We start from the raw sequence: 20163 nt of genomic DNA on the forward strand, positions 1-20163 counted from the left end.
TTGTAGAAAAACCCGCTTCGGCGGGTTTTTTCATTCTGGTGTTTAAATAATCAGGAGTCAGATATGAGCCAAATCACTGTACGTTCTGTTGCTTATCAGATTGACGGCCAGCCGTACGAAAGCCGCCTGGCCTTCGACGCTGATCACAAGGGCCCGCGTCCGGGTTTGTTGATGGCGCCGAACTGGATGGGCGTGGGTGCCGGTGCCGAGGAAATCGCCAAATCGGTGGCGGCCAAGGGCTATGTGGTGCTGATCGCGGACCTCTACGGCCAATCGGTGCGCCCGCAGAACAATGATGAGGCAGGCGCGGCAATGATGCCGCTCAAGAATGACCGGCCGCTGCTGCGCAAGCGCATGCAAGTGGCGTTCGAACAGTTGCAAAGCCAGGGTGAGGCCGCTGTCGATACGTCGAAACTGGCCACGTTCGGTTTCTGTTTCGGTGGCTGCTGCGCGCTGGAGTTTGCCCGTACGGGTGCGCCGGTGAAAGCGGCTGTCTCGTTCCACGGCACGCTGGATACACCGAATCCGGCCGATGCGAAAAACATCAAGGGCAAGGTGCTGGTACTGCATGGCGCTTCCGATCCATTGGTGCCTAAAGAACAGCTGCCCGCGTTTGAAGATGAAATGAACGCGGCTGGCGTGGATTGGCAACTGCTGAGTTACGGCGGTGCGTTCCATTCGTTCACCGATCCGCATGCGAACGTGCCGGGCATGATGATGTACGACGCGAAGGTCGCCGCACGCGCGTTCACTTCGATGCACAACTTGCTGGATGAAGTGTTCAAGGGCTGATTGCGGTAGTTTTGCTTCACCTGGTTGGTGTTAGTGCCGGCCTCTTCGCGAGCAAGCCCGCTCCCACATTAGAATGCGGTCAACTGTGGGAGCGGGCTTGCTCGCGAAGGCGGTGTAACTGCTAAAAAGAATTTAAGGCAGTTCAATCCTCTCAACTTCCCCCGGCACCGTTGGCCAATCCCCGGCCGCCCAGCGCCGCCGCGCTTCATCGATAGCCGCCGGGTCGCTCGCCACGAAATTCCAGTTGATCCGCCGTGGCCCGTCCAGCGGCGCGCCACCGAACACCACCGCATGACAGTCGCTCTCGGCGAACAATGTCATCTCTTCCCCGGGCGGCAACACCACCAGCGAATGCGGCTCTATCGATTCGCCATCCAATTGCACTTCACCGCTCAACACATACAGCGCGCGCTCTTCATGCTCGGTGGGAATCAAGAAGGTCGTCGCCGTTTGCAGGTGCAGTTCGGCATACAGCGTAGGGGAAAGCACCGGCACTGGCGATTCCAGGCAAAAGCCCGAGCCTGCGATCATGCGGATCTTCACCCCAAGGTTCTCGCTGACTGGCAAGGTGCTAGCCGGGTGATGACTGTAGTGTCCCGGGCCCTGCTCCCGGTCTTTTGGCGACGCCAGCCAGATCTGCAGGCCGTGCATCGTAAAGCCGCTTTCTTTCAGTGCCTGGGGTGTGCGCTCGACATGGGCGATCGCGCTGCCGGCGGTCATCCAGCTGACATCGCCGGCGCTCACCACCTGATCCGAGCCAAGGCTGTCCTTGTGCTGCAGCTGGCCTTCAAAGAGGTAGGTGAGGGTGGACAGGCCGATGTGCGGATGCTGGCGGATGTTCATGCCTTCTCCCGCGGCGTAGCGGGTTTGCAGCATGTGGTCGAAAAACACGAAGGGCCCGACATTGCGGCATTTGGCTGACGGCAAAGGGCGAAGAATCGGTTGGCCTTCGACATCTTCGGCGCGGGGGCGGATCACGAGCGGAGTGTTCATGGTGCGTTCCAGGCTGAGCGGGTGATGCGGTCGAGCATAACCCGCTTGCGCAGCCGTTGCCGCTATTGGCTGAACGCGCCTTCGGACAGATGGGTTTCGATGCTGACTTCACTGCTGGTCATCAGCTTGTGTACCGGGCAGCGGTCAGCCACGCGGTGCAGCTCTTCGCGCTGGGCGTCGGTGAGTACGCCCTTGAGGGTCAGTTTCACATGCAGGGCATATTTGCCTTTCTGCTCTTCACTGTTGTCGCGTTTGACCTCCACGCCAACCCCCGTCAGCGGAATGTCCTTTTTCTTCGCATACATCTTCAAGGTCAGGGCCTTGCAGGCGCCCAGTGCGGCATCGAAGTAATCGTGTGGCTCCGGGGCCGAGCCTTCGCCGCCGGCGGATAGCGGGGCATCGGCAAAGAGTTCGTGGTCATCGATCTGTACGGTATGGCGCAAACCTTCGGCGGAGACGGTGTTGACGGTGACAGTCATGGGAACCTCGCAAGCGACGGGAAAGGTCATTCGATCAAAAAAGGCGTTGAAGGTATAGAGCCTTGCTCCGATGGTGCGTTCCAAGAAAAAGCCCCGCAATCGCGAGGCTTTTTCATGTCGGTGGGCTCAGCTGCCTTTAACCGGCTTGCCGTTGACCGTGCCGTCCAGGAGCATGATGTTGTACTCCTTGCCGTCGGTCTCGACCTGTTGCAGGCGGACCAGCAGGTAATCCCAATCCTTGGCGAACCACAGGACGGTGATGCGCTTGCTTTGTGTCGGGTCGCGCACGCGCTCGACCTTGATCGCATCGATCTGGCCAGCCTTGGTGTCGACTTTTTCCGCACCCAGCACGCGGAAGTCATAGGTATCGACTTCGCCATCATCGACCACCTGATAGCTCATGCTTTTCTTGCCGGCGGCCACGTCATGCTGCAGCGCCAGCTGGTAGGTGGATTTGTCGAGCATGCCGCGGTTCAGCGGGATATTGACCGCGTCACCACGATCGGTACCGGTAACCTTCTTGGCGGTCCAGTCGAAGTCCAGGTCGGCCTTCTTGGCTTTGCCCAGGCCTCCGCGTTCGAAATGGTAGGACTGTGGCAGCAAGGTGTCCTTGTCGACGGTCAGGGTGCTTTCTTCGGACAGGCTGGCGATCATCATCGACGCCTTGAAGTTGAGCTTCCAGACGCCGTTGGCTTGCTTGGTCAGGCTGCGTTCAGCCGTGCCGCTCATGGGCAACTGTTTCCAGTCGGCGGTGTAGCTGGCGGAGAAGGGTTGAAGGTCTGCGGCCTGTGCGAAGGGCAAGGCGAGCAGAGCACAAGCGAAGAGCAGGGCGCGACGCATAAAATCTCCTAGGTTCGAATCAAGTGGCCGCTGGGCGCAAGCAACTGTCCATCCAGTAAAGCACCTTGTTCACTGAGCGATAGCCGGCCTTCGGCAAACCAGCGTACGGCCATGGGGTAGATCAGGTGTTCCTGTACATGGACTCGCTGCGCCAGGCTCTGCGGCGAGTCGTGCAACTCTACCGGTATTACTGCTTGTACGACCAGTGGTCCGCCATCGAGTTCCTCGGTGACGAAGTGCACGGAGCAGCCGTGTTCGGCGTCCCCGGCCTCCAGCGCGCGCTGATGAGTGTGTAACCCTTTGTATTTGGGCAACAGCGAGGGATGGATATTGAGCAGGCGACCGGCGTAATGGCGTACGAAATCAGCGCTGAGAATGCGCATGAATCCGGCCAGCACCACGAGTTTGGGATTGAAGGCGTCGATCAGTTCGATCAGCGCGGCGTCGAAGGCCTCGCGGCCTTCGAAAGCCTTGTGATCCAGGGTGCGGGTTTCGATACCCGCGTCCCTGGCACGTTGCAGGCCGTAGGCGTCGGCGCGGTTGGAGATCACCGCAGCGACGCGGACCGGGCTGTCGCCGGTCTGCGTGCTGTCGATCAAGGCCTGCAAGTTACTGCCGGTGCCGGAGAGCAGCACCACGACATCACAGGTCTGGGACATCAGTGAGCCTTGAGGTTCTTCAGTTCAACCTGGGCCGCGCCTTCGGCAGCGGTGGCGATCTGACCGATGACCCAAGGCTGCTCGCCCGCTTCACGCAGTACGTTCAGCGCGGTTTCCACGTGCTCTTGAGCCACGCAGATAACCATGCCCACGCCGCAGTTCAGCACGCGGTGCATTTCGTTTTCGTCGACGTTGCCTTTTTCCTGCAGCCAGTCGAACACCGCAGGGCGAGTCCAGCTTGCCACGTCAACCACCGCTTGTGCGCCTTTTGGCAGGACGCGCGGGATGTTGTCAAGCAGGCCGCCACCGGTGATGTGGGCCATGGCCTTGACCGCGCCTGTTTCCTTGATCAGCTTGAGCAGCGGCTTCACGTAGATACGGGTCGGGGCCATCAGCAGGTCGGTCAGCGGCTTGCCGTCGAGTTGGGTGTTCTCGATGTCGGCACCGGATACTTCGATGATCTTGCGGATCAGCGAGTAGCCGTTGGAGTGCGGGCCGGAAGACGGCAGGGCGAGCAGGGCATCGCCAGCAGCGACCTTGGAACCGTCGATGATCTCGGCTTTTTCCACGACGCCAACGCAGAAGCCGGCCAGGTCGTAGTCTTCGCCTTCGTACATGCCAGGCATTTCTGCGGTTTCGCCGCCCACCAGGGAGCAACCGGACAGTTCGCAACCAGCGCCGATGCCAGTCACGACCTGGGTCGCGGTTTCGACGTTGAGCTTGCCGGTGGCGTAGTAGTCGAGGAAGAACAGCGGCTCTGCGCCGCACACCACCAGGTCGTTGACGCACATGGCAACCAGGTCGATGCCGATGCTGTCGTGCTTGTTCAGGTTCAAGGCCAGGCGCAGCTTGGTGCCGACGCCGTCAGTACCGGAAACCAGCACGGGCTGCTTGTAGCCGGCCGGGATTTCGCAGAGGGCGCCAAAACCGCCCAGGCCGCCCATGACTTCCGGGCGCGCAGTGCGCTTGGCGACGCTCTTGATGCGTTCGACCAATGCTTCACCGGCGTCGATGTCTACACCGGCGTCCTTGTAGCTCAGGGAGGGTTGCTTGCTCATGATCCAGGCCTTTAGGGGGGATTTCTGGGTAACGACCGAGTCCAGCGGGACCGCCGACATCGACGAAGGTGATTGCCTCACGCGATATTCGAGGGTGCCCGGCTGTTGCCGGTCTGCGAAGGCGCGCGATTTTATCAGGCTTGAAGGGCAGCGGCCATCCTCACGCCGACGGCAGGGGGCATATCGGCCGAAAAAAACTGCCATTAGTTGGTGTGGATGACATCCTGCTCGCCAGTACGGGGTGTCGTCATTAACCGTCTATCGTTAGCACAGTGCGAAAACTTACCCAGGGCGTGTGAATGTTTTGCGTTCGGCAATGGTCACAGCCTTGCCCGGCCGCCTTCATGCGGTCTGTTCCAGCCGCCTTTGTCTTCAGGAATATTCCATGGGTTTTTGTAAATTCTTGTTTGTGGGCTGTTTGTCACTGGTTAGCCTGACCAGCCTGGTAGGCCATGCTGAAACCGTCAAAGGCCTCTATCAAGTGCGCGAACCGGTCAACGGCCAGTCGCCAGAGGAGCGTGAGCAAGCCACGCAGCGAGCGCTCGATACACTGGTCTTGCGCCTGACCGGCGATCCCAAGGCGCCGCAGAATCCTGGGTTGGCGGCGATTCGCAAAGACCCGCAGCAAATCATCAGCCAATACGGCTTTGAGGCAGGCCCGCCGGAAGTGTTGAAAGTCGATTTCGACCCGGGCACCACCGATCAGGCCCTGCGTCGGGCCGGGTTGGCGATGTGGGGCGCCAATCGGCCGTCGATACTGGGCTGGTGGTTGAACGATTACACCGAGGGTTCGAGCCTGGTGGGCGATGGTCAGGCTGGTGCGACACCCCTGCGTCGCGCCGCGCAGCACCGTGGTTTACCCCTGCGTCTGCCGCTGGCGGACTTGAACGAACAAATCGTCGGCACCGGGCCGAATCTGGAAAGTGCCGATCCGTCGGCACTGCGCAGCGCGTCACAGCGTTACAATGCCGACGCCTTGCTGGCGGTCCATGCCCGTGAAGAGGGCGGCCAATGGCAAGCCAAGTGGCAATTGTGGCTGGGCGACCAGAAAGAGGCCGGCAGCGCCCAAGGCGCCGATCAAGCCGCATTGGCGGACGCGGTGATGCTGGCGGTCAACCAGCGGCTGGCGCCTCGATTTGTCGTAAAGCCTGGGGCCTCGGCCGCGCAGTTGCTGGAGGTCCAAGGCATGAATCTGGAGCGGTATGCGACCCTGGGGCGCCTGTTGGAGCCTTTCGGCGGTCGTCCGCAAAGTGTCGACGGCGACCGGATTCTTTATCGGGTCAATGGCAGTACCGATCAACTGCGAGCGCAATTATCGCTGGCCAGGTTGCAGGAGGTTGCGGGGGAGCCGGCGCCGGTGCCCGCGGTGCCGGTCCAGCCTGTCGCCGGTGGTTCGGTTCCCGCGGTAGCGCCCGCACCGGCACCGACGCCGCAATTGCGTTTCCGCTGGTAGGATTTTCTTTCTTTATATAGAAGCAATGGAGTGGTTCATGGCCGATACGCGGCGTTGGTTCTGGTTGGGTGGAGTGCTCTTGCTCTGCGCGTTTGTCTGGCTGTTGCACCCGATCCTCACGCCGTTCCTGGTGGCGTTGTTGTTGGCCTATCTGTTTGATCCCCTGGTGGATCGGCTGGAAAACGCCGGACTGTCCCGGACCTGGGGCGTGATTGCGGTATTTGCGTTGTTCACCCTGATCTTCACCACGCTGTTGCTGGTGTTGGTGCCGATGCTCGCCAAGCAGTTGTTTCGCTTGTATGAACTGGCGCCGCAGATGCTCGATTGGCTGCAGCACACTGCATTGCCCTGGGCGCAATCGAAGTTCGGCCTGTCGGAGGGCTTCTGGAAGTTCGACAAGCTCAAGGCTGCGATCAGCGAGCACATGGGGCAGACGACCGACATCGTGGGCGTGGTGTTGAGCCAGGCGACGGCATCTGGTTTGGCGTTGATCGGCTGGCTGGCGAACCTGGTGTTGATTCCGGTGGTGAGTTTCTACTTGCTGCGGGACTGGGACCTGATGATGGCCAAGATCCGCAGCCTGCTGCCGCGCGATCGCGAAGAGCGCGCAGTGGCGCTGGCTGCGGAGTGCCATGAAGTGCTTGGTGCCTTCGTCCGCGGGCAATTGCTGGTGATGGTCGCGTTGGGCGTGATCTACGCCGCGGGTCTAATGCTGGTGGGCCTGGAGCTGGGTCTGTTGATCGGGATGATTGCCGGTCTGGCGGCGATTGTGCCGTACATGGGCTTTATCATTGGCATTGGTGCGGCGCTGATTGCCGGGCTGTTCCAGTTTGGCGGCGATCTGTACCCCATGATGGGTATTGTCGCGGTGTTCATGGTCGGTCAGGCGCTCGAGGGCATGGTGCTCACGCCCTTGTTGGTGGGGGACCGCATCGGCCTGCACCCGGTGGCAGTGATCTTCGCCATTCTGGCCGGGGGCGAACTGTTTGGTTTCACCGGTGTGTTGCTGGCGCTGCCCGTGGCGGCGGTGATCATGGTGCTGTTGCGCCATGTGCATGATTTATATAAGGATTCTGGTATGTACAGTGGTGTGGACGAGCCAGAGCTGTAGAGGGGGGGCGCGGGCAGCCCGGATTGACGCCCGGTGGCTGCCCATGGCGCCAGAGAATCTGTCATAAAACCGGTGCGCTAACGCAAACCTTTGATTTTGCTTGTGGTCTGTCGCATTGTGCGGTCGGCTTCACGGGTATAAACTTCGCAAACTTTACACAGAGGCCACTAACGGTTCCTTTGGAACTGTTCAGTCAGCATGAAACCGATTCAGCTGCCCCTAGGTGTGCGTCTGCGTGACGACGCCACCTTCATCAACTACTACCCAGGCGCCAATGCCGCTGCACTCGGCTATGTCGAGCGGCTGTGCGAAGCCGACGCCGGCTGGACCGAAAGCCTGATCTACCTGTGGGGCAAGCATGGGGTAGGGCGTACGCATCTGTTGCAGGCCGCGTGCCTGCGCTTCGAACAGATGGGTGAGCCAGCGGTGTACCTGCCGCTGGCCGAGTTGATGGATCGCGGCATCGAGATTCTCGACAACCTCGAGCAATACGAGCTGGTCTGCCTGGATGACTTGCAGGCGGTGGCGGGCAAGGCTGACTGGGAAGAAGCGTTGTTCCACCTGTTCAACCGCCTGCGTGACAGTGGTCGGCGCCTGTTGATTGCCGCGTCGACTTCGCCACGCGAGCTGCCGGTAAAGCTGGCGGACCTCAAGTCGCGCCTGACCCTGGCGCTGATATTCCAGATGCGCCCACTCTCCGACGAAGACAAGTTGCGCGCCCTGCAACTGCGTGCGTCGCGTCGCGGCCTGCACCTGACCGACGAAGTCGGGCATTTTATCCTGACTCGCGGTACTCGTAGCATGAGTGCGCTGTTCGAACTGCTTGAGCAGCTCGACCAGGCCTCTCTTCAAGCGCAGCGCAAGCTGACCATCCCGTTCCTGAAAGAAACCCTGGGCTGGTAGCCAGGTCCCGTAAATTCAAGGCTTGCAGCGAATTTCGACAGATTCAAGGCGTCAGAAAATCCGCTTTCCTGATGGGGGCAGGCTGCGCAAGTGTCTGGAATGGGCTTTAGCGCTTAGATGTAATCGGGAAACCAAGAAGTCACAAAAAGTTCGATTGAATTTGCAAATGAGGATGATAGAAGGCATAGTCTCGGCTCTTGAAAACCATTCAGCCACGGTCGTGCCCATGCTAAATCGCTTTGCACCCCTCGTGCCCCTCGCACTCGTTACCCTGTTGTTCGGTTGCGCTGCCCACACGCCAGTGTCCGAGCAAGCGCAACAACAGCAGGTTCAACATTCCGGTTCCGCCCAGTCTTCCGCTCTCTATAAGCAAGCGTTTGAACTCGAAGAAGCGGCTACTGAAAAAGAACTGGCCAGCTTCGCCGATGGTAAGTCGTACCAGCTTCCGGTTCTGGCCGACAGCATCCTCGAACGCGGCATGTCCCTGATCGGTACCCGTTACCGTTTCGGCGGTACCTCCGAAGCCGGTTTCGATTGCAGCGGTTTTATCGGTTATCTGTTCCGTGAAGAAGCGGGCATGAACCTGCCACGCTCCACTCGCGAAATGATCAACGTTGACGCGCCGCTGGTATCGCGCAGTAAACTTGAGCCAGGTGACCTGCTGTTCTTCGCCACCAACGGTCGTCGCGGTCGCGTCAGTCATGCCGGGATCTACCTGGGTGACAATCAGTTCATTCACTCCAGCAGCCGCAAAAGCGGTGGTGTGCGCATCGACAACCTCGGTGATAGCTACTGGAGCAAGACCTTCATCGAAGCCAAGCGAGCACTCGCCATGGCTCCTGCAGCGGCGCCAATCGTCACTGCCCGCAAGTAAGCGCACATTTCGTAAGGCGAACTTAAAGTCTTACTTGAAGTTTGCCTGATAAGCGCTAAAATTCTGATTCATGAATGATGGCAAACCGCCTGCGTGATCCGCAGGCGGTTTTCTTTTCTGCGCTCCCGCAGAAATTAGCCGCAGCCTGATCAGGATGCTCTGCTTATGACGATGTCGGCCCGCCTCGCAATCATGTTGTTCGCAGCGCTGCTCAGTGCCTGTGCAAGCCGTACACCGCCGCCTGCGCCGGTGGTTCGCGCGCCCATCGTGTTCAATTCCTCCCAGGACTTTTCGCCTGAAGCGCAAGACGTGCTGTTTCGCGCGTTGGGGCTGGTCGGCACGCCTTATCGCTGGGGCGGTAACACGCCGGACTCCGGATTTGATTGCAGTGGCCTGATTGGCTACGTCTACCGTGACATGGCCGGTATTTCCCTGCCCCGTACCACCCGCGAAATGATCTCCATGCAAGCGGCCAATGTCGGCAAGGAAGGCCTGCAAACCGGTGACCTGATTTTCTTCGCCACCAACGGTGGTTCCCAGGTCAGCCATGCCGGCATCTACGTTGGCGAGGGCCGTTTCGTGCATGCGCCGGCTACCGGTGGCACGGTCAAGCTCGACAGCTTGTCCAAGGCTTATTGGCAAAGAGCCTACCTGAGTGCCAAGCGCGTCCTGCAACCCGAGCATTTGGCGCGCAACCCGTAACCGCCAGAGGGTGTTGTCATGACTGCCCGCACGCTCAATCTCGACGATTCGCTCTATCAGTACCTGCTCGACGTCTCCCTGCGCGAAACCCCGCTGCTCAAGCGCTTGCGCGATGAAACCCAGGCGCTGCCCATGGCGCGCTGGCAGGTGGCGCCGGAACAGGGGCAGTTTCTTGCGTTGCTGGTGAAGCTCACCGGTGCGAGGCGTGTGCTGGAAGTCGGCACGTTCACCGGTTACAGCGCCCTGTGCATGGCAGCGGCATTGCCGACTGACGGTTCGCTGATTTGCTGTGACATTCCCGGGGATTACAACGCCATCGCGCACCGCTATTGGCAGGAGGCCGGCCTGTCCGGGCGAATCGATCTGCGGCTGGCGCCTGCGCTGGAAACCCTGGGCGCGCTGGATCAGCCAGGCCAGTTTGATTTGATTTTCATCGATGCCGACAAGGCCAACTATCCGGCGTACCTGGAGCAGGCGCTTCGTCTGTTGCGCAACGGTGGACTGGCAGTGTTCGATAACACCCTGTGGAGTGGCCGGGTGCTTGAGGACAACCCCGAGAGCGCCGATACCCGCGCCATCCAGGCGCTGAATCGCGCCCTGAAGGATGACGCGCGGGTGGATCTGTCGCTGTTGCCGTTGGGGGATGGACTTACCCTTTGCCGTAAGCGCTGATCTCTCGCGTTTGTACCCGATTCAAACTGTAGGAGCTGGCTTGCCGGCGATGGCGGTCTGACAGCCGGCCTATGTTTTGTTGACTGTGTACATATCCATTCCTGCGGTAACGGCCACCTAGGGTTTCGCCCTTACGACGAGTCACTTGGAAGAGCCTGTAGGAGCGAGCATGCTCCGGGCGGCGTTCCGACGATGGTCGTCAACGATGACGAGGGCTATCTGAATGCCCGTGTTGTTCTGGCGTTTTTCGCGAGCATGCTCGCTCCTACAGGGGTCGCCGCGATGGGCCATCCTTGGCCCAGCGCGGCTAAACCGGCATCCATGCCGGTTTACCCACTGCGCAGAACCTCCACTCGGCCTCTCGAGGGGGCAAGAAAATCAAAAGCCAGTTCAAGAGCCAAAGCCAAAGCCAAGGCGAGGCGGCCTGACAGCCGACCTGATCGGGAGCCGTACGCATTCCCTTGTAGGAGCCAGGCTTGCCGGCGAACCAGGCGCTGCGGTGTGTCTGTTGTACCGTGTTATCGTTCTTCGCCGGCAAGTCGGATCGCCGCACCGCTGGCTCCTACAGGGGATTGGGGTTCCTGCAAAAGTGAGGTCGGCTGTCAGGCCGCCTCGCTTTGGTTTTTGATCTGGGTGCCCCGTTAACCACGATGGCCGAACGCAGGCATTGCGCAGTGGGGAAACCGGCAGGACGCCGGTTTAGCCGCGCTGGGCCAGGGATGGCCCATCGCGGCGACCCACGGAGCAATGCCGGAGAGAGGGCATGCCGAGCCCTAGCGAGGCACCAAGTGGTGGGGCAAAGCCTTTTGCTTACTTTTTGCTGGGCCGGCACTCCGGCGTTTGAAAAAGTGAGTCGCCGTAAGGGCGAAACCATAAGTAGCCGTTACCGCAGCAACGGATATGTACTCAGAAAACAATCTCCCACAACAAGCTTCGATGCGGCATGGATCAACGTTGGTAGAGGCCCCGATGGACGTCGTCACAGGTTGACGGACAGGCTCAGGGTGTGAGGGGGCAAGAAAATCAAGATCTAAAGCCAAGCAAAAGCCAAAGCCAAAGCAAAAGCCGACCGGTCGGCCTGTTTTTCAAGTGCAGGTTAATGAGCGGCCGACACCCGCCACACCTTATTCCCCACATCATCGGCCACCAGCAAGGCGCCTTGCTGATCGATCACCACGCCCACCGGCCGACCCATGGCTTTTTCCTCGTCATTGAGGAACCCGGTGAGCACATCCACCGGTTGCCCGCTTGGCTTGCCACCGCTGAAGGGCACGAAAATCACTTTGTAACCGCTGTGCGGCTTGCGGTTCCAGGAGCCATGCTGGCCGATGAACGCACCTTCCTTGAACTGCGCCGGCAATCGGTTGCCTTCGGCAAAGGTCAGGCCAAGTGAAGCGGTGTGAGGCCCCACCGCATAGTCCGGGGCGATCGCCTTGGCCACCAGGTCCGGGTTTTGCGGGTCGACACGCTCGTCGACATGCTGGCCGTAATAACTGAATGGCCAGCCATAGAAGGCGCCGTCTTTCACCGAGGTGATGTAGTCCGGCACCAGGTCGCTGCCGATTTCGTCCCGCTCATTCACGGCCGTCCACAGCGCACCGCTTTGCGGCTCCCAGGCCATGCCGTTGGGGTTGCGCAGGCCTGAAGCGAAGATCCGGTGGTTGCCGGTGGCGCGATCCACTTCCCAGATCGCCGCGCGCCCTTGCTCCTGGTCCATGCCGTTTTCGCCGACGTTGCTGTTGGAGCCCACCGTGACATACAGCTTGCTGCCGTCCTTGCTGGCGATGACGTTTTTGGTCCAGTGGTGGTTCAGGGTGCCCCCTGGCAAGTCGACGACCTTGATCGGTTTGTTCTGGATTGCCGTGTCGCCGTTCTCATAATGGAAGCGCAACAGCCGGTCGGTGTCGGCCACGTACAGGTCATTGCCGACCAGGGTCATGCCGAAGGGCGAGTTGAGGTTTTCCAGGAATACCGTGCGGGTTTCGGCAACGCCATCGTGGTTGCCATCTCGCAGCAGGGTGATGCGGTTCGGGCTCGGCACGCCGGCACCGGCGCGCCCCATGACTTTCTTGGTGATCCAGCCCTTGATGCCTTTGTTGTCATCGGGTTTGGGCGGGGCATTGGTTTCGGCAACCAGCACGTCGCCATTGGGCAGCACATAAAGCCAGCGTGGATGATCGAGGTTCTCGGCAAATGCGCCGACATGAGTACCGCTGGCCGCGACGGGTTTTGCGCCGTCCGCCCAGCCAATGGCCGGGGCGATGTTCATTGTCGGGAACAGCGTCTTGTTCGGTTCCGGTAGCTTGGGGGACGGCCCGATGCCGTCGGTGACTTGCAAGCGGGCGGTTTCGCCACAGGCGACGAGCCCTCCCGCTAATGCGATGACGAAAACCAGTTCGGATGTGCGCATTGCTGACCTTCCCTATGAATGCAGTGACTTAAATCATAGAGAAGCGGCAAAGCCCGATGGTTCAACCTTTAGCCGCGAGCTTCCTTGAGCAACACGGCAATGCCTGGGTGATAGTGACCGGCTTCATTGCGCAATTTGCGATAGGCATAGGGGAAATACCAGGCCACGGCGCAGCAATGCTCCTTTTGCAGGTCATCGACCATGTCCTGGAGTTCCTCCGGGGTGGCGCCTTGCTGGCTCTTGTGGGGAGCGACGAACAGGCAGCCGATTCTCAGGTCGCTGGCGTAGCTGATTTTTTTCGCGTCACTGGTGATGTCCAGCAAGGCCTGGGTCAGGTTCAGGCTGTTAACGCGTGGCCAGCGCTGCGTGGCCTGCAGCCAGGCGCGATCTTCGGTGGTGGCGATAAACAGGTCGGCGCGGCCGTTGCGTTCGCCTTCTTCGGTCTGTTTGCGCGTGGGCGATTGTTGCAGCGTGACCATCTCAGCCATCCATGCCGCGGCAGAAAGCAGGCCGAGGTTGGCTTTTTCATCGAGCCAGTAGGGTGTCTCGTTGTCGCCGCGAACGGCGTTATAACGATCGATACAGTCGAACCAGCGCTCCAGCACCGGACGCAGGAATTCCAGCTTCGGATTACTGATGATCATGCCTTGCATGGGGCTCACCTTATTATTGTGTTGTGAGATTGTGGCAAATTGATATCACTGAAGTGAGTGTGACACAAGATTGACGTCATTTTATGAATGGTTGGCAGTTATTCGTTCCGGCACCCTGTCTTCAATTGACGCTCCACCCCCAACCCTCTAACCTTCGCCGCTTGTTTCAGGTGCTCTGTGGCTTGGGTCGACAGAGTGAAACAGGGAAGCCGGTGAGTGAGCGCTTCAGTCGATGAAGCCCTGCGATCCCGGCGCTGCCCCCGCAACGGTAAATGAGTGAACACTGCGCTTGAAGCCACTGCGTCGATCCATCGATGCGGGAAGGCGCGCAGCGAGGCTTCACGCCGCTCATGAGCCCGGAGACCGGCCTGATCCATCCAAGCGGCATCACGGTGGGCGATGCCAGGCTTCTTGCCGTCTATTCTTGTGCCTGCCCGCCGTTAATCCTGCCTCAACGGAGAGCTCCCCCATGTCTGACAATCCTGATCGTGACGAACGTCACCTGGCGCGCATGCTGCGCAAAAAGGCCGTGATCGACGAACGCATCGCCAATTCCCCAAACGAATGTGGCCTGCTGCTGGTGCTGACCGGCAATGGCAAAGGCAAGAGCAGTTCGGCGTTCGGCATGCTGGCGCGTGCCATGGGGCATGGCATGCAGTGCGGCGTGGTGCAGTTCATCAAGGGACGTAACAGCACCGGTGAAGAGCTGTTCTTCCGGCGCTTTCCCGAGCAGGTGCGTTTTCATGTGATGGGCGAGGGCTTCACCTGGGAAACACAGGATCGCCAGCGCGACATCGCGGCTGCCGAAGCGGCCTGGGCGGTGTCGCAGCAACTGCTGCGCGACCCGTCCATCGGCCTGGTGGTGCTGGACGAACTGAACATCGCCCTCAAGCACGGCTACCTCGATCTCGATCAGGTGCTCAGCGATTTGCAGGCGCGTCCGCCTATGCAGCACGTGGTGGTTACTGGTCGCGGCGCCAAGCCGGAGATGGTTGAACTGGCGGATACCGTCACTGAAATGGGCATGATCAAGCACGCCTTCCAGGCCGGTATCAAGGCGCAAAAAGGCGTGGAGCTGTGAACCAGCCTCGACGTTGCCCGGCGGTGCTGATTGCTGCGCCGGCGTCCGGCCAGGGCAAGACCACCGTGACCGCTGCGCTGGCCCGGTTGCATCGTAACCAGGGCCGTAAGGTTCGCGTGTTCAAGTGCGGCCCGGACTTTCTCGATCCGATGATCCTCGAACGCGCCAGCGGTGCGCCGGTGTATCAACTGGACATGTGGATGGTCGGCGAGCAGGACAGTCGCCGCCTGTTGTGGGAGGCCGCTGGCGACGCTGACCTGATCCTGATCGAAGGCGTCATGGGGCTGTTCGACGGTACGCCGTCCAGCGCTGACCTGGCGCGGCATTTCGGCGTGCCGGTGCTCGCTGTGATCGACGGCACCGCCATGGCCCAGACCTTCGGCGCACTGGCCCTGGGCCTGGCGCGTTATCAGCCGGACTTGCCGTTTGCCGGCGTGCTGGCCAACCGCGTGGGCACCCTGCGCCACGCGCAACTGCTCGAAGGCAGCCTGACCGAAGGCCTGCGCTGGTATGGCGCCTTGTCACGGGAGACCGGGATCGAATTGCCGAGTCGACACCTTGGCCTGGTGCAGGCCAGCGAGTTGAATGACCTGGATGTGCGCCTCGATGCGGCGGCCGAGGCCCTGGCCGGCAGTTGCGAAGTCGAACTGCCGCCGGCGGTGGAATTCGCCGCGCCCGATGTGGTGACAGTCGAGCCCTTGCTGGCTGGCGTGCGCATCGCCGTGGCCCGTGACGAAGCGTTTGCCTTTACCTATGGCGCCAGTCTCGATGTGCTGCGGGCGATGGGCGCCGAGCTGCGGTTTTTCTCGCCGATCCGTGATGCAGGTTTGCCAGAGGCCGACAGCCTGTACCTGCCGGGTGGCTATCCGGAATTGCACCACGTGGCATTGGCGCAGAACACTGCCATGCTCAGCGCCATCCGCGCCCACCACGCGGCAGGCAAACCCTTGCTGGCCGAATGCGGCGGCATGCTTTATTTGCTCGATTCGCTGACCGATGTCGAGGGCACTCGTGCCGAGCTGGTCGGCTTGTTGAAGGGCGACGCGGTGATGCAAAAGCGCCTTGCTGCATTGGCTCTGCAAGCGGTTGAGCTGCCGGAAGGTTCTTTGCGCGGGCATACCTATCACCATTCGTTGACCACGACCGAGCTTGTTCCGATTGCCCGTGGCCTGAGTCCTAACGGCGGGCGTGGGGCCGAAGCGGTTTATCGTGAGGGGCGGATGACGGCCTCTTACGTGCACTTTTATTTCCCGTCCAATCCATCAGCGATTGCCGCTTTGTTTGCGCCTGACTGGACGGACGCCTTCGCGAGCAGGCTCGCTCCCACAGGGGAACGCATATCAAATGTGGGAGCGAGCCTGCTCGCGAAGAGCCATGACTGACAACGCCTTCAGCCAGGCCGAACGCGACGCGGTCTACCGCGCCATCGGTGAACGCCGCGACATGCGTCACTTCGCCGGCGGCACGGTCGAGCCCGAGCTGCTGCGACGCCTGCTCGAAGCCGCGCATCAGGCCCCAAGTGTCGGCCTGATGCAGCCCTGGCGGTTCATCCGCATCAGCGATCGAGCCTTGCGTGGCCAGATCCAACAGCTGGTGGAGCAAGAACGTATCCGCACCGCCGAGGCCCTGGGTGAGCGCACCGACGAATTCATGCACCTCAAGGTCGAGGGCATCAACGATTGCGCCGAAGTGCTGGTCGCCGCGTTGATGGACGATCGCGAACGGCACATCTTCGGTCGTCGCACCCTGCCGGAAATGGACCTGGCCTCGTTGTCTTGCGCCATCCAGAACCTCTGGCTGGCGTCCCGCGCCGAAGGGCTGGGCATGGGCTGGGTCTCGCTGTTCGAACCGCAAGCCTTGGCGGACCTGCTGGGCCTGCCGCCTGGTGCCAAGCCCCTGGCCATTCTCTGCCTGGGACCGGTCAAGGCCTTCTATCCGGCGCCAATGCTGGTGCTCGAAGGCTGGGCGCAGGCGCGTCCGTTGAGTGAGCTGCTGTACGAAAATTATTGGGGAGTGAGTCAATGAGTGTGGCGTTGTTGAGTGTCGCCGCGGTAGCGCTGGATGCGCTGCTGGGTGAGCCCAAGCGCTGGCATCCGCTGGTGGCGTTTGGCCGTTTCGCCGAGCGCATCGAGCAACGTTTCAATGGTGGCGGTCGCGGCTGGCGCAGCCATGGGGTCACCGCGTGGGTGATCGCCGTAGTGCCGCTGACCCTGTTGGCCACGGCGCTCTCATGGGCGCCGTACGTCGGCTGGATCGTCGAGATTCTCGCGCTCTATTGCGCCCTGGGCATGCGCAGCCTCGGCGAGCACGTCACGCCGGTGGCCAAGGCCTTGCGCAGCGGTGACCTTGAAGAAGCGCGCCAACGCGTGAGTTATCTGGTCAGCCGCAAAACCAGTGATCTGGATGAAACCGCCGTGGCCCGTGCCGCCACCGAATCGGTGCTGGAAAACGGCAGCGACGCGGTGTTCGCCGCGCTGTTCTGGTTTGCCGTGGCCGGTGCGCCCGGCGTGGTGCTCTACCGTTTGAGCAACACCCTGGACGCGATGTGGGGCTATCGCAACGAACGCTTCGAGCGTTTCGGCTGGGCGGCGGCCAAGATCGACGACGTGCTCAATTACATTCCGGCGCGCCTGGTGGCGCTGACCTATGCACTGCTGGGCAAGACCCGACTGGCGTTGAAATGCTGGCGTACCCAGGGGCCAACCTGGGACAGCCCGAATGCCGGTCCGGTGATGGCGGCGGGGGCCGGTGCGTTAGGCGTCGAGCTGGGCGGGCCGGCGATTTATCACGGTGAACTGCATCAGCGCCCGACGCTGGGCGAGGGCGTGCCGGCGGATGCCGACGCCATCGACCGCGGCTGGCAACTGGTGCAGCGTGGGGTATGGTTGTGGCTGCTGATTCTGTGCGTGGGGTCTGAATTTTATGCTTGAGCACGGCGGACGACTGCGCAAGGCGGCGCACGATTACGGCATCGATGAAGCCGATTGGCTTGACCTGTCCAGCGGCCTGGCCCCCTGGCCGTTTCCAGTGCCGGACATCCCGCAACGGGCCTGGGCGCGATTGCCGGAAACCAATGACGGTCTGGAGCAGGCGGCCTGCGACTACTACGGCACCTTGCAAGCGTTGCCGGTCGCCGGTTCGCAGATGGCCATCCAGTTGCTGCCGCGTTTGCGGCGGGCGGGCAAGGTCGGCGTACTGTCACCCTGTTATGCCGAACATGCCGAGGCGTGGCGGCGCAATGGCTACATCGTGCGCGAAGTGCTGGAGCAGGAGGTCGACTTCTTCGTCGATAGCCTCGACGTGCTGGTGGTGGTCAACCCGAATAATCCAACCGGGCTGAACCTGACGCCCGCGCGGCTGCTCGACTGGCATTCGCGCCTGGCCCCGCGCGGTGGCTGGCTGGTGGTGGACGAGGCCTTCATGGACAACACGCCGCACCTGAGTGTGGCGCCGTTTGCCCATCAGGTAGGCTTGATCGTGCTGCGCTCCTTTGGCAAGTTTTTCGGCCTGGCCGGCGTGCGCCTGGGTTTTGTCCTGGCTGAGCGCAAGTTGCTCAAGTTGCTCGCCGAGCAAGTAGGGCCGTGGGCGGTCAGCGGGCCGACCCGAGTGCTGGGCCAGGCGTGCCTGCGCGACACCGAAGGGCATGTTCGGCAGCGCGAGCGCGCTGATGAGGCCAGTGCGCGGCTGGCCACCCTGTTGACCCGGCATGGCTTCCAACCCCAAGGCGGGTGCGCCTTGTTCCAATGGCTAATCACCGAGCGTGCCGAAGTACTGCACGAGTTCATGGCCCGGCGCGGCATTCTATTGCGCCTGTTCGCCCACAACAGCAGCCTGCGTTTCGGCCTGCCTGGCGATGAAGCCGACTGGGCACGCCTCGACTGCGCGTTCGACGCCTTCACCAGGGAAAGCCAATGACCACGCTAATGGTGCAGGGCACCACATCCGACGCCGGTAAAAGCACGCTGGTGACGGCACTGTGCCGCTGGGTTACGCGCCAGGGTGTCAGCGTGGTGCCGTTCAAGCCGCAGAACATGGCGCTCAATAGCGCGGTGACTGCCGACGCTGGCGAGATTGGTCGCGCGCAAGCCGTGCAAGCCCAGGCTGCTTTTCTTGAGCCCCACACCGACATGAACCCGGTGCTGCTCAAGCCCAACAGCGATACCGGCGCCCAGGTGATCATCCATGGGCGTGCAGTCACCACGATGAATGCCGTGGCCTATCACGACTACAAATCCATTGCGATGCAAGCGGTGCTGGCGTCCCACGAACGCTTGAGCTCAGCGTATCCAGTGGTGATGGTCGAGGGGGCGGGCTCACCGGCCGAGATCAACCTGCGCGCTGGCGACATCGCCAACATGGGCTTCGCCGAAGCGGTGGATTGCCCGGTGGTGCTGATCGCCGACATCAATCGGGGCGGGGTTTTCGCTCACCTGGTGGGCACCCTGGAACTGCTGTCGCCCTCCGAGCAGGCGCGGGTCAAAGGTTTCGTCATCAACCGTTTTCGCGGTGACATCGCCCTGCTGCAACCCGGTCTCGACTGGCTGGAAGCGCGCACTGGCAAGCCGGTGATCGGCGTACTGCCTTACGTGATGGACCTGCACCTGGAGGCCGAGGACGGCATCGACCAGCGCCAGGCCGACAAGGCCGGGCAGCTGTTGAAGGTGGTGGTGCCGGTGCTGCCGCGCATCAGCAACCACACCGATTTCGATCCACTGCGCCTGCACCCGCAAGTGGATCTGCAATTCATTGGCCCCGGCCAGGCGATTCCAGCGGCCGACCTGATCATTCTGCCAGGCTCGAAAAGCGTGCGTAGCGATCTGGCCTATCTGCGCGCCAATGGCTGGGACGCCGCGATCTCGCGACACCTGCGCTATGGCGGCAAAGTCCTGGGTATTTGCGGTGGCCTGCAGATGCTCGGCGAGCAGGTGCATGACCCGCTGGGACTTGAAGGCGCGCCGGGGTCCAGTGATGGCCTGGGCCTGCTGGCATTCACCACGCAGCTCGAAGAACACAAGCAGCTACGCAACGTGCGCGGGCGTCTTGCACTGGAGAATGCCGAGGTCTGCGGCTATGAGATTCACGCTGGCGTTACCACCGGACCTGCCCTGGAAAATGCCGCCGTGCAGTTGGACGATGGTCGTTGCGATGGCGCGCAGAGTGTCGATGGGCAAATTTTCGGCACCTATTTGCATGGCCTGTTTGAATCCCCGGCGGCGTGCAGTGCGCTGTTGCGATGGGCGGGTTTGCAGAATGTGCAGGAGGTGGATTACCACGGCTTGCGCGAGCGGGATATCGAGCGCTTGGCGGATCTGGTTGAAAAGCATCTGGATACCGGGCTGTTGCGCGAGCTCTGTGGTTTTTGAGGTGGCTGTGCTGGCCCCTTCGCGGGCAAGCCCGCTCCCACAGGGTTACCGGGTGTACTCAAGTTTTGTGACCAACCCAAACAACTGTGGGAGCGGGCTTGCCCGCGAAGGGGCCCGTCA

Annotated in this window: 20 protein-coding genes and 1 riboswitch; of the genes, 13 read left to right on the forward strand and 7 right to left on the reverse strand. The window is 61.4% G+C overall.

Annotation, left to right across the window (positions count from 1 at the left end; translation table 11 throughout):
• Positions 1–63 precede the first annotated feature (63 nt).
• Entirely contained in the window at positions 64–792 is a 729-nt protein-coding gene (locus PSUM_RS15190) for a dienelactone hydrolase family protein (protein ID WP_020799794.1), read from the forward strand.
• 132 nt (positions 793–924) lie between these two features.
• Here PSUM_RS15190 and PSUM_RS15195 read toward each other — a convergent pair whose 3' ends face one another.
• The 5 genes from PSUM_RS15195 to purM form a co-directional block, all read right to left on the reverse strand.
• Positions 925–1785: a pirin family protein gene (locus PSUM_RS15195; protein ID WP_083348462.1), complete on the reverse strand. Its 861-nt coding sequence runs from the start codon at positions 1783–1785 to the stop codon at positions 925–927.
• A 62-nt stretch (positions 1786–1847) separates the two neighbouring features.
• Positions 1848–2264, reverse strand: coding sequence for an OsmC family protein (locus PSUM_RS15200; protein WP_020799792.1), 417 nt, complete (start codon positions 2262–2264; stop codon positions 1848–1850).
• A 126-nt stretch (positions 2265–2390) separates the two neighbouring features.
• Complete coding sequence (locus tag PSUM_RS15205) at positions 2391–3104, reverse strand: DUF3108 domain-containing protein (RefSeq protein WP_020799791.1); 714 nt, start codon at positions 3102–3104, stop codon at positions 2391–2393.
• A gap of 8 nt (positions 3105–3112) precedes the next feature.
• Positions 3113–3763 carry a phosphoribosylglycinamide formyltransferase gene (gene purN / locus PSUM_RS15210; protein WP_020799790.1) on the reverse strand — a complete coding sequence of 217 codons (651 nt, stop codon included), beginning with the start codon at positions 3761–3763 and terminating at the stop codon, positions 3113–3115.
• Positions 3763–4821: a phosphoribosylformylglycinamidine cyclo-ligase gene (gene purM, locus PSUM_RS15215; RefSeq protein WP_033044269.1), complete on the reverse strand. Its 1059-nt coding sequence runs from the start codon at positions 4819–4821 to the stop codon at positions 3763–3765. Before purM ends, purN begins: the two co-directional genes overlap by 1 nt.
• Before the next feature lie 385 nt (positions 4822–5206).
• On the opposite strand from purM, the gene PSUM_RS15220 reads away from it, so the two are divergent.
• The 6 genes from PSUM_RS15220 (at position 5207) to PSUM_RS15245 (ending at position 10536) form a co-directional block, all read left to right on the forward strand.
• The gene (locus PSUM_RS15220) at positions 5207–6274 is read left to right on the forward strand and encodes a DUF2066 domain-containing protein (protein WP_083348463.1); all 1068 of its coding nucleotides are present in this window, start codon (positions 5207–5209) and stop codon (positions 6272–6274) included.
• 37 nt (positions 6275–6311) lie between these two features.
• Positions 6312–7385 (forward strand): AI-2E family transporter, encoded by a 1074-nt coding sequence (locus PSUM_RS15225; RefSeq protein ID WP_020799787.1) that lies wholly within the window; start codon positions 6312–6314, stop codon positions 7383–7385.
• A gap of 198 nt (positions 7386–7583) precedes the next feature.
• Positions 7584–8288, forward strand: a complete 705-nt coding sequence (gene hda, locus PSUM_RS15230) for a DnaA regulatory inactivator Hda (RefSeq protein ID WP_008063324.1) — start codon at positions 7584–7586, stop codon at positions 8286–8288.
• A gap of 226 nt (positions 8289–8514) precedes the next feature.
• Positions 8515–9162 carry a C40 family peptidase gene (locus PSUM_RS15235; protein ID WP_042955704.1) on the forward strand — a complete coding sequence of 216 codons (648 nt, stop codon included), beginning with the start codon at positions 8515–8517 and terminating at the stop codon, positions 9160–9162.
• 165 nt (positions 9163–9327) lie between these two features.
• Positions 9328–9864 (forward strand): C40 family peptidase, encoded by a 537-nt coding sequence (locus PSUM_RS15240; protein ID WP_020799785.1) that lies wholly within the window; start codon positions 9328–9330, stop codon positions 9862–9864.
• 18 nt (positions 9865–9882) lie between these two features.
• Complete coding sequence (locus tag PSUM_RS15245) at positions 9883–10536, forward strand: O-methyltransferase (protein ID WP_020799784.1); 654 nt, start codon at positions 9883–9885, stop codon at positions 10534–10536.
• Positions 10537–11632: 1096 nt separating this feature from the next.
• On the opposite strand, the gene PSUM_RS15255 is transcribed toward PSUM_RS15245, so the two are convergent.
• Positions 11633–12946 carry a PQQ-dependent sugar dehydrogenase gene (locus PSUM_RS15255; RefSeq protein ID WP_083348464.1) on the reverse strand — a complete coding sequence of 438 codons (1314 nt, stop codon included), beginning with the start codon at positions 12944–12946 and terminating at the stop codon, positions 11633–11635.
• Positions 12947–13014: 68 nt separating this feature from the next.
• Positions 13015–13599, reverse strand: a complete 585-nt coding sequence (locus PSUM_RS15260; RefSeq protein WP_020800356.1) for a hypothetical protein — start codon at positions 13597–13599, stop codon at positions 13015–13017.
• Between the two features lie 151 nt (positions 13600–13750).
• A riboswitch (cobalamin riboswitch) is annotated at positions 13751–13985 on the forward strand.
• Between the two features lie 83 nt (positions 13986–14068).
• Here PSUM_RS15260 and cobO point away from each other — a divergent pair.
• The 6 genes from cobO to PSUM_RS15290 are packed head-to-tail and all read left to right on the forward strand — an operon-like array spanning position 14069 to position 20043.
• On the forward strand, positions 14069–14680 hold the full coding sequence (gene cobO, locus PSUM_RS15265) for a cob(I)yrinic acid a,c-diamide adenosyltransferase (protein ID WP_020800355.1): 612 nt from the start codon (positions 14069–14071) through the stop codon (positions 14678–14680).
• Complete coding sequence (locus PSUM_RS15270) at positions 14677–16062, forward strand: cobyrinic acid a,c-diamide synthase CobB (protein WP_020800354.1); 1386 nt, start codon at positions 14677–14679, stop codon at positions 16060–16062. Before cobO ends, PSUM_RS15270 begins: the two co-directional genes overlap by 4 nt.
• On the forward strand, positions 16055–16705 hold the full coding sequence (bluB, locus tag PSUM_RS15275) for a 5,6-dimethylbenzimidazole synthase (protein WP_033043976.1): 651 nt from the start codon (positions 16055–16057) through the stop codon (positions 16703–16705). Before PSUM_RS15270 ends, bluB begins: the two co-directional genes overlap by 8 nt.
• Entirely contained in the window at positions 16702–17610 is a 909-nt protein-coding gene (gene cbiB / locus PSUM_RS15280) for an adenosylcobinamide-phosphate synthase CbiB (protein ID WP_033043975.1), read from the forward strand. The genes bluB and cbiB overlap by 4 nt, the downstream gene beginning before the upstream one ends.
• Positions 17603–18595, forward strand: a complete 993-nt coding sequence (cobD, locus tag PSUM_RS15285) for a threonine-phosphate decarboxylase CobD (protein ID WP_083348465.1) — start codon at positions 17603–17605, stop codon at positions 18593–18595. The genes cbiB and cobD overlap by 8 nt, the downstream gene beginning before the upstream one ends.
• Positions 18592–20043: a cobyric acid synthase gene (locus PSUM_RS15290; RefSeq protein WP_083348466.1), complete on the forward strand. Its 1452-nt coding sequence runs from the start codon at positions 18592–18594 to the stop codon at positions 20041–20043. Before cobD ends, PSUM_RS15290 begins: the two co-directional genes overlap by 4 nt.
• The last annotated feature ends 120 nt before the right edge of the window (positions 20044–20163 follow it).

The sequence above is a fragment of the Pseudomonas umsongensis genome (assembly GCF_002236105.1).
Classification (GTDB): Bacteria; Pseudomonadota; Gammaproteobacteria; order Pseudomonadales; family Pseudomonadaceae; genus Aquipseudomonas; species Aquipseudomonas umsongensis.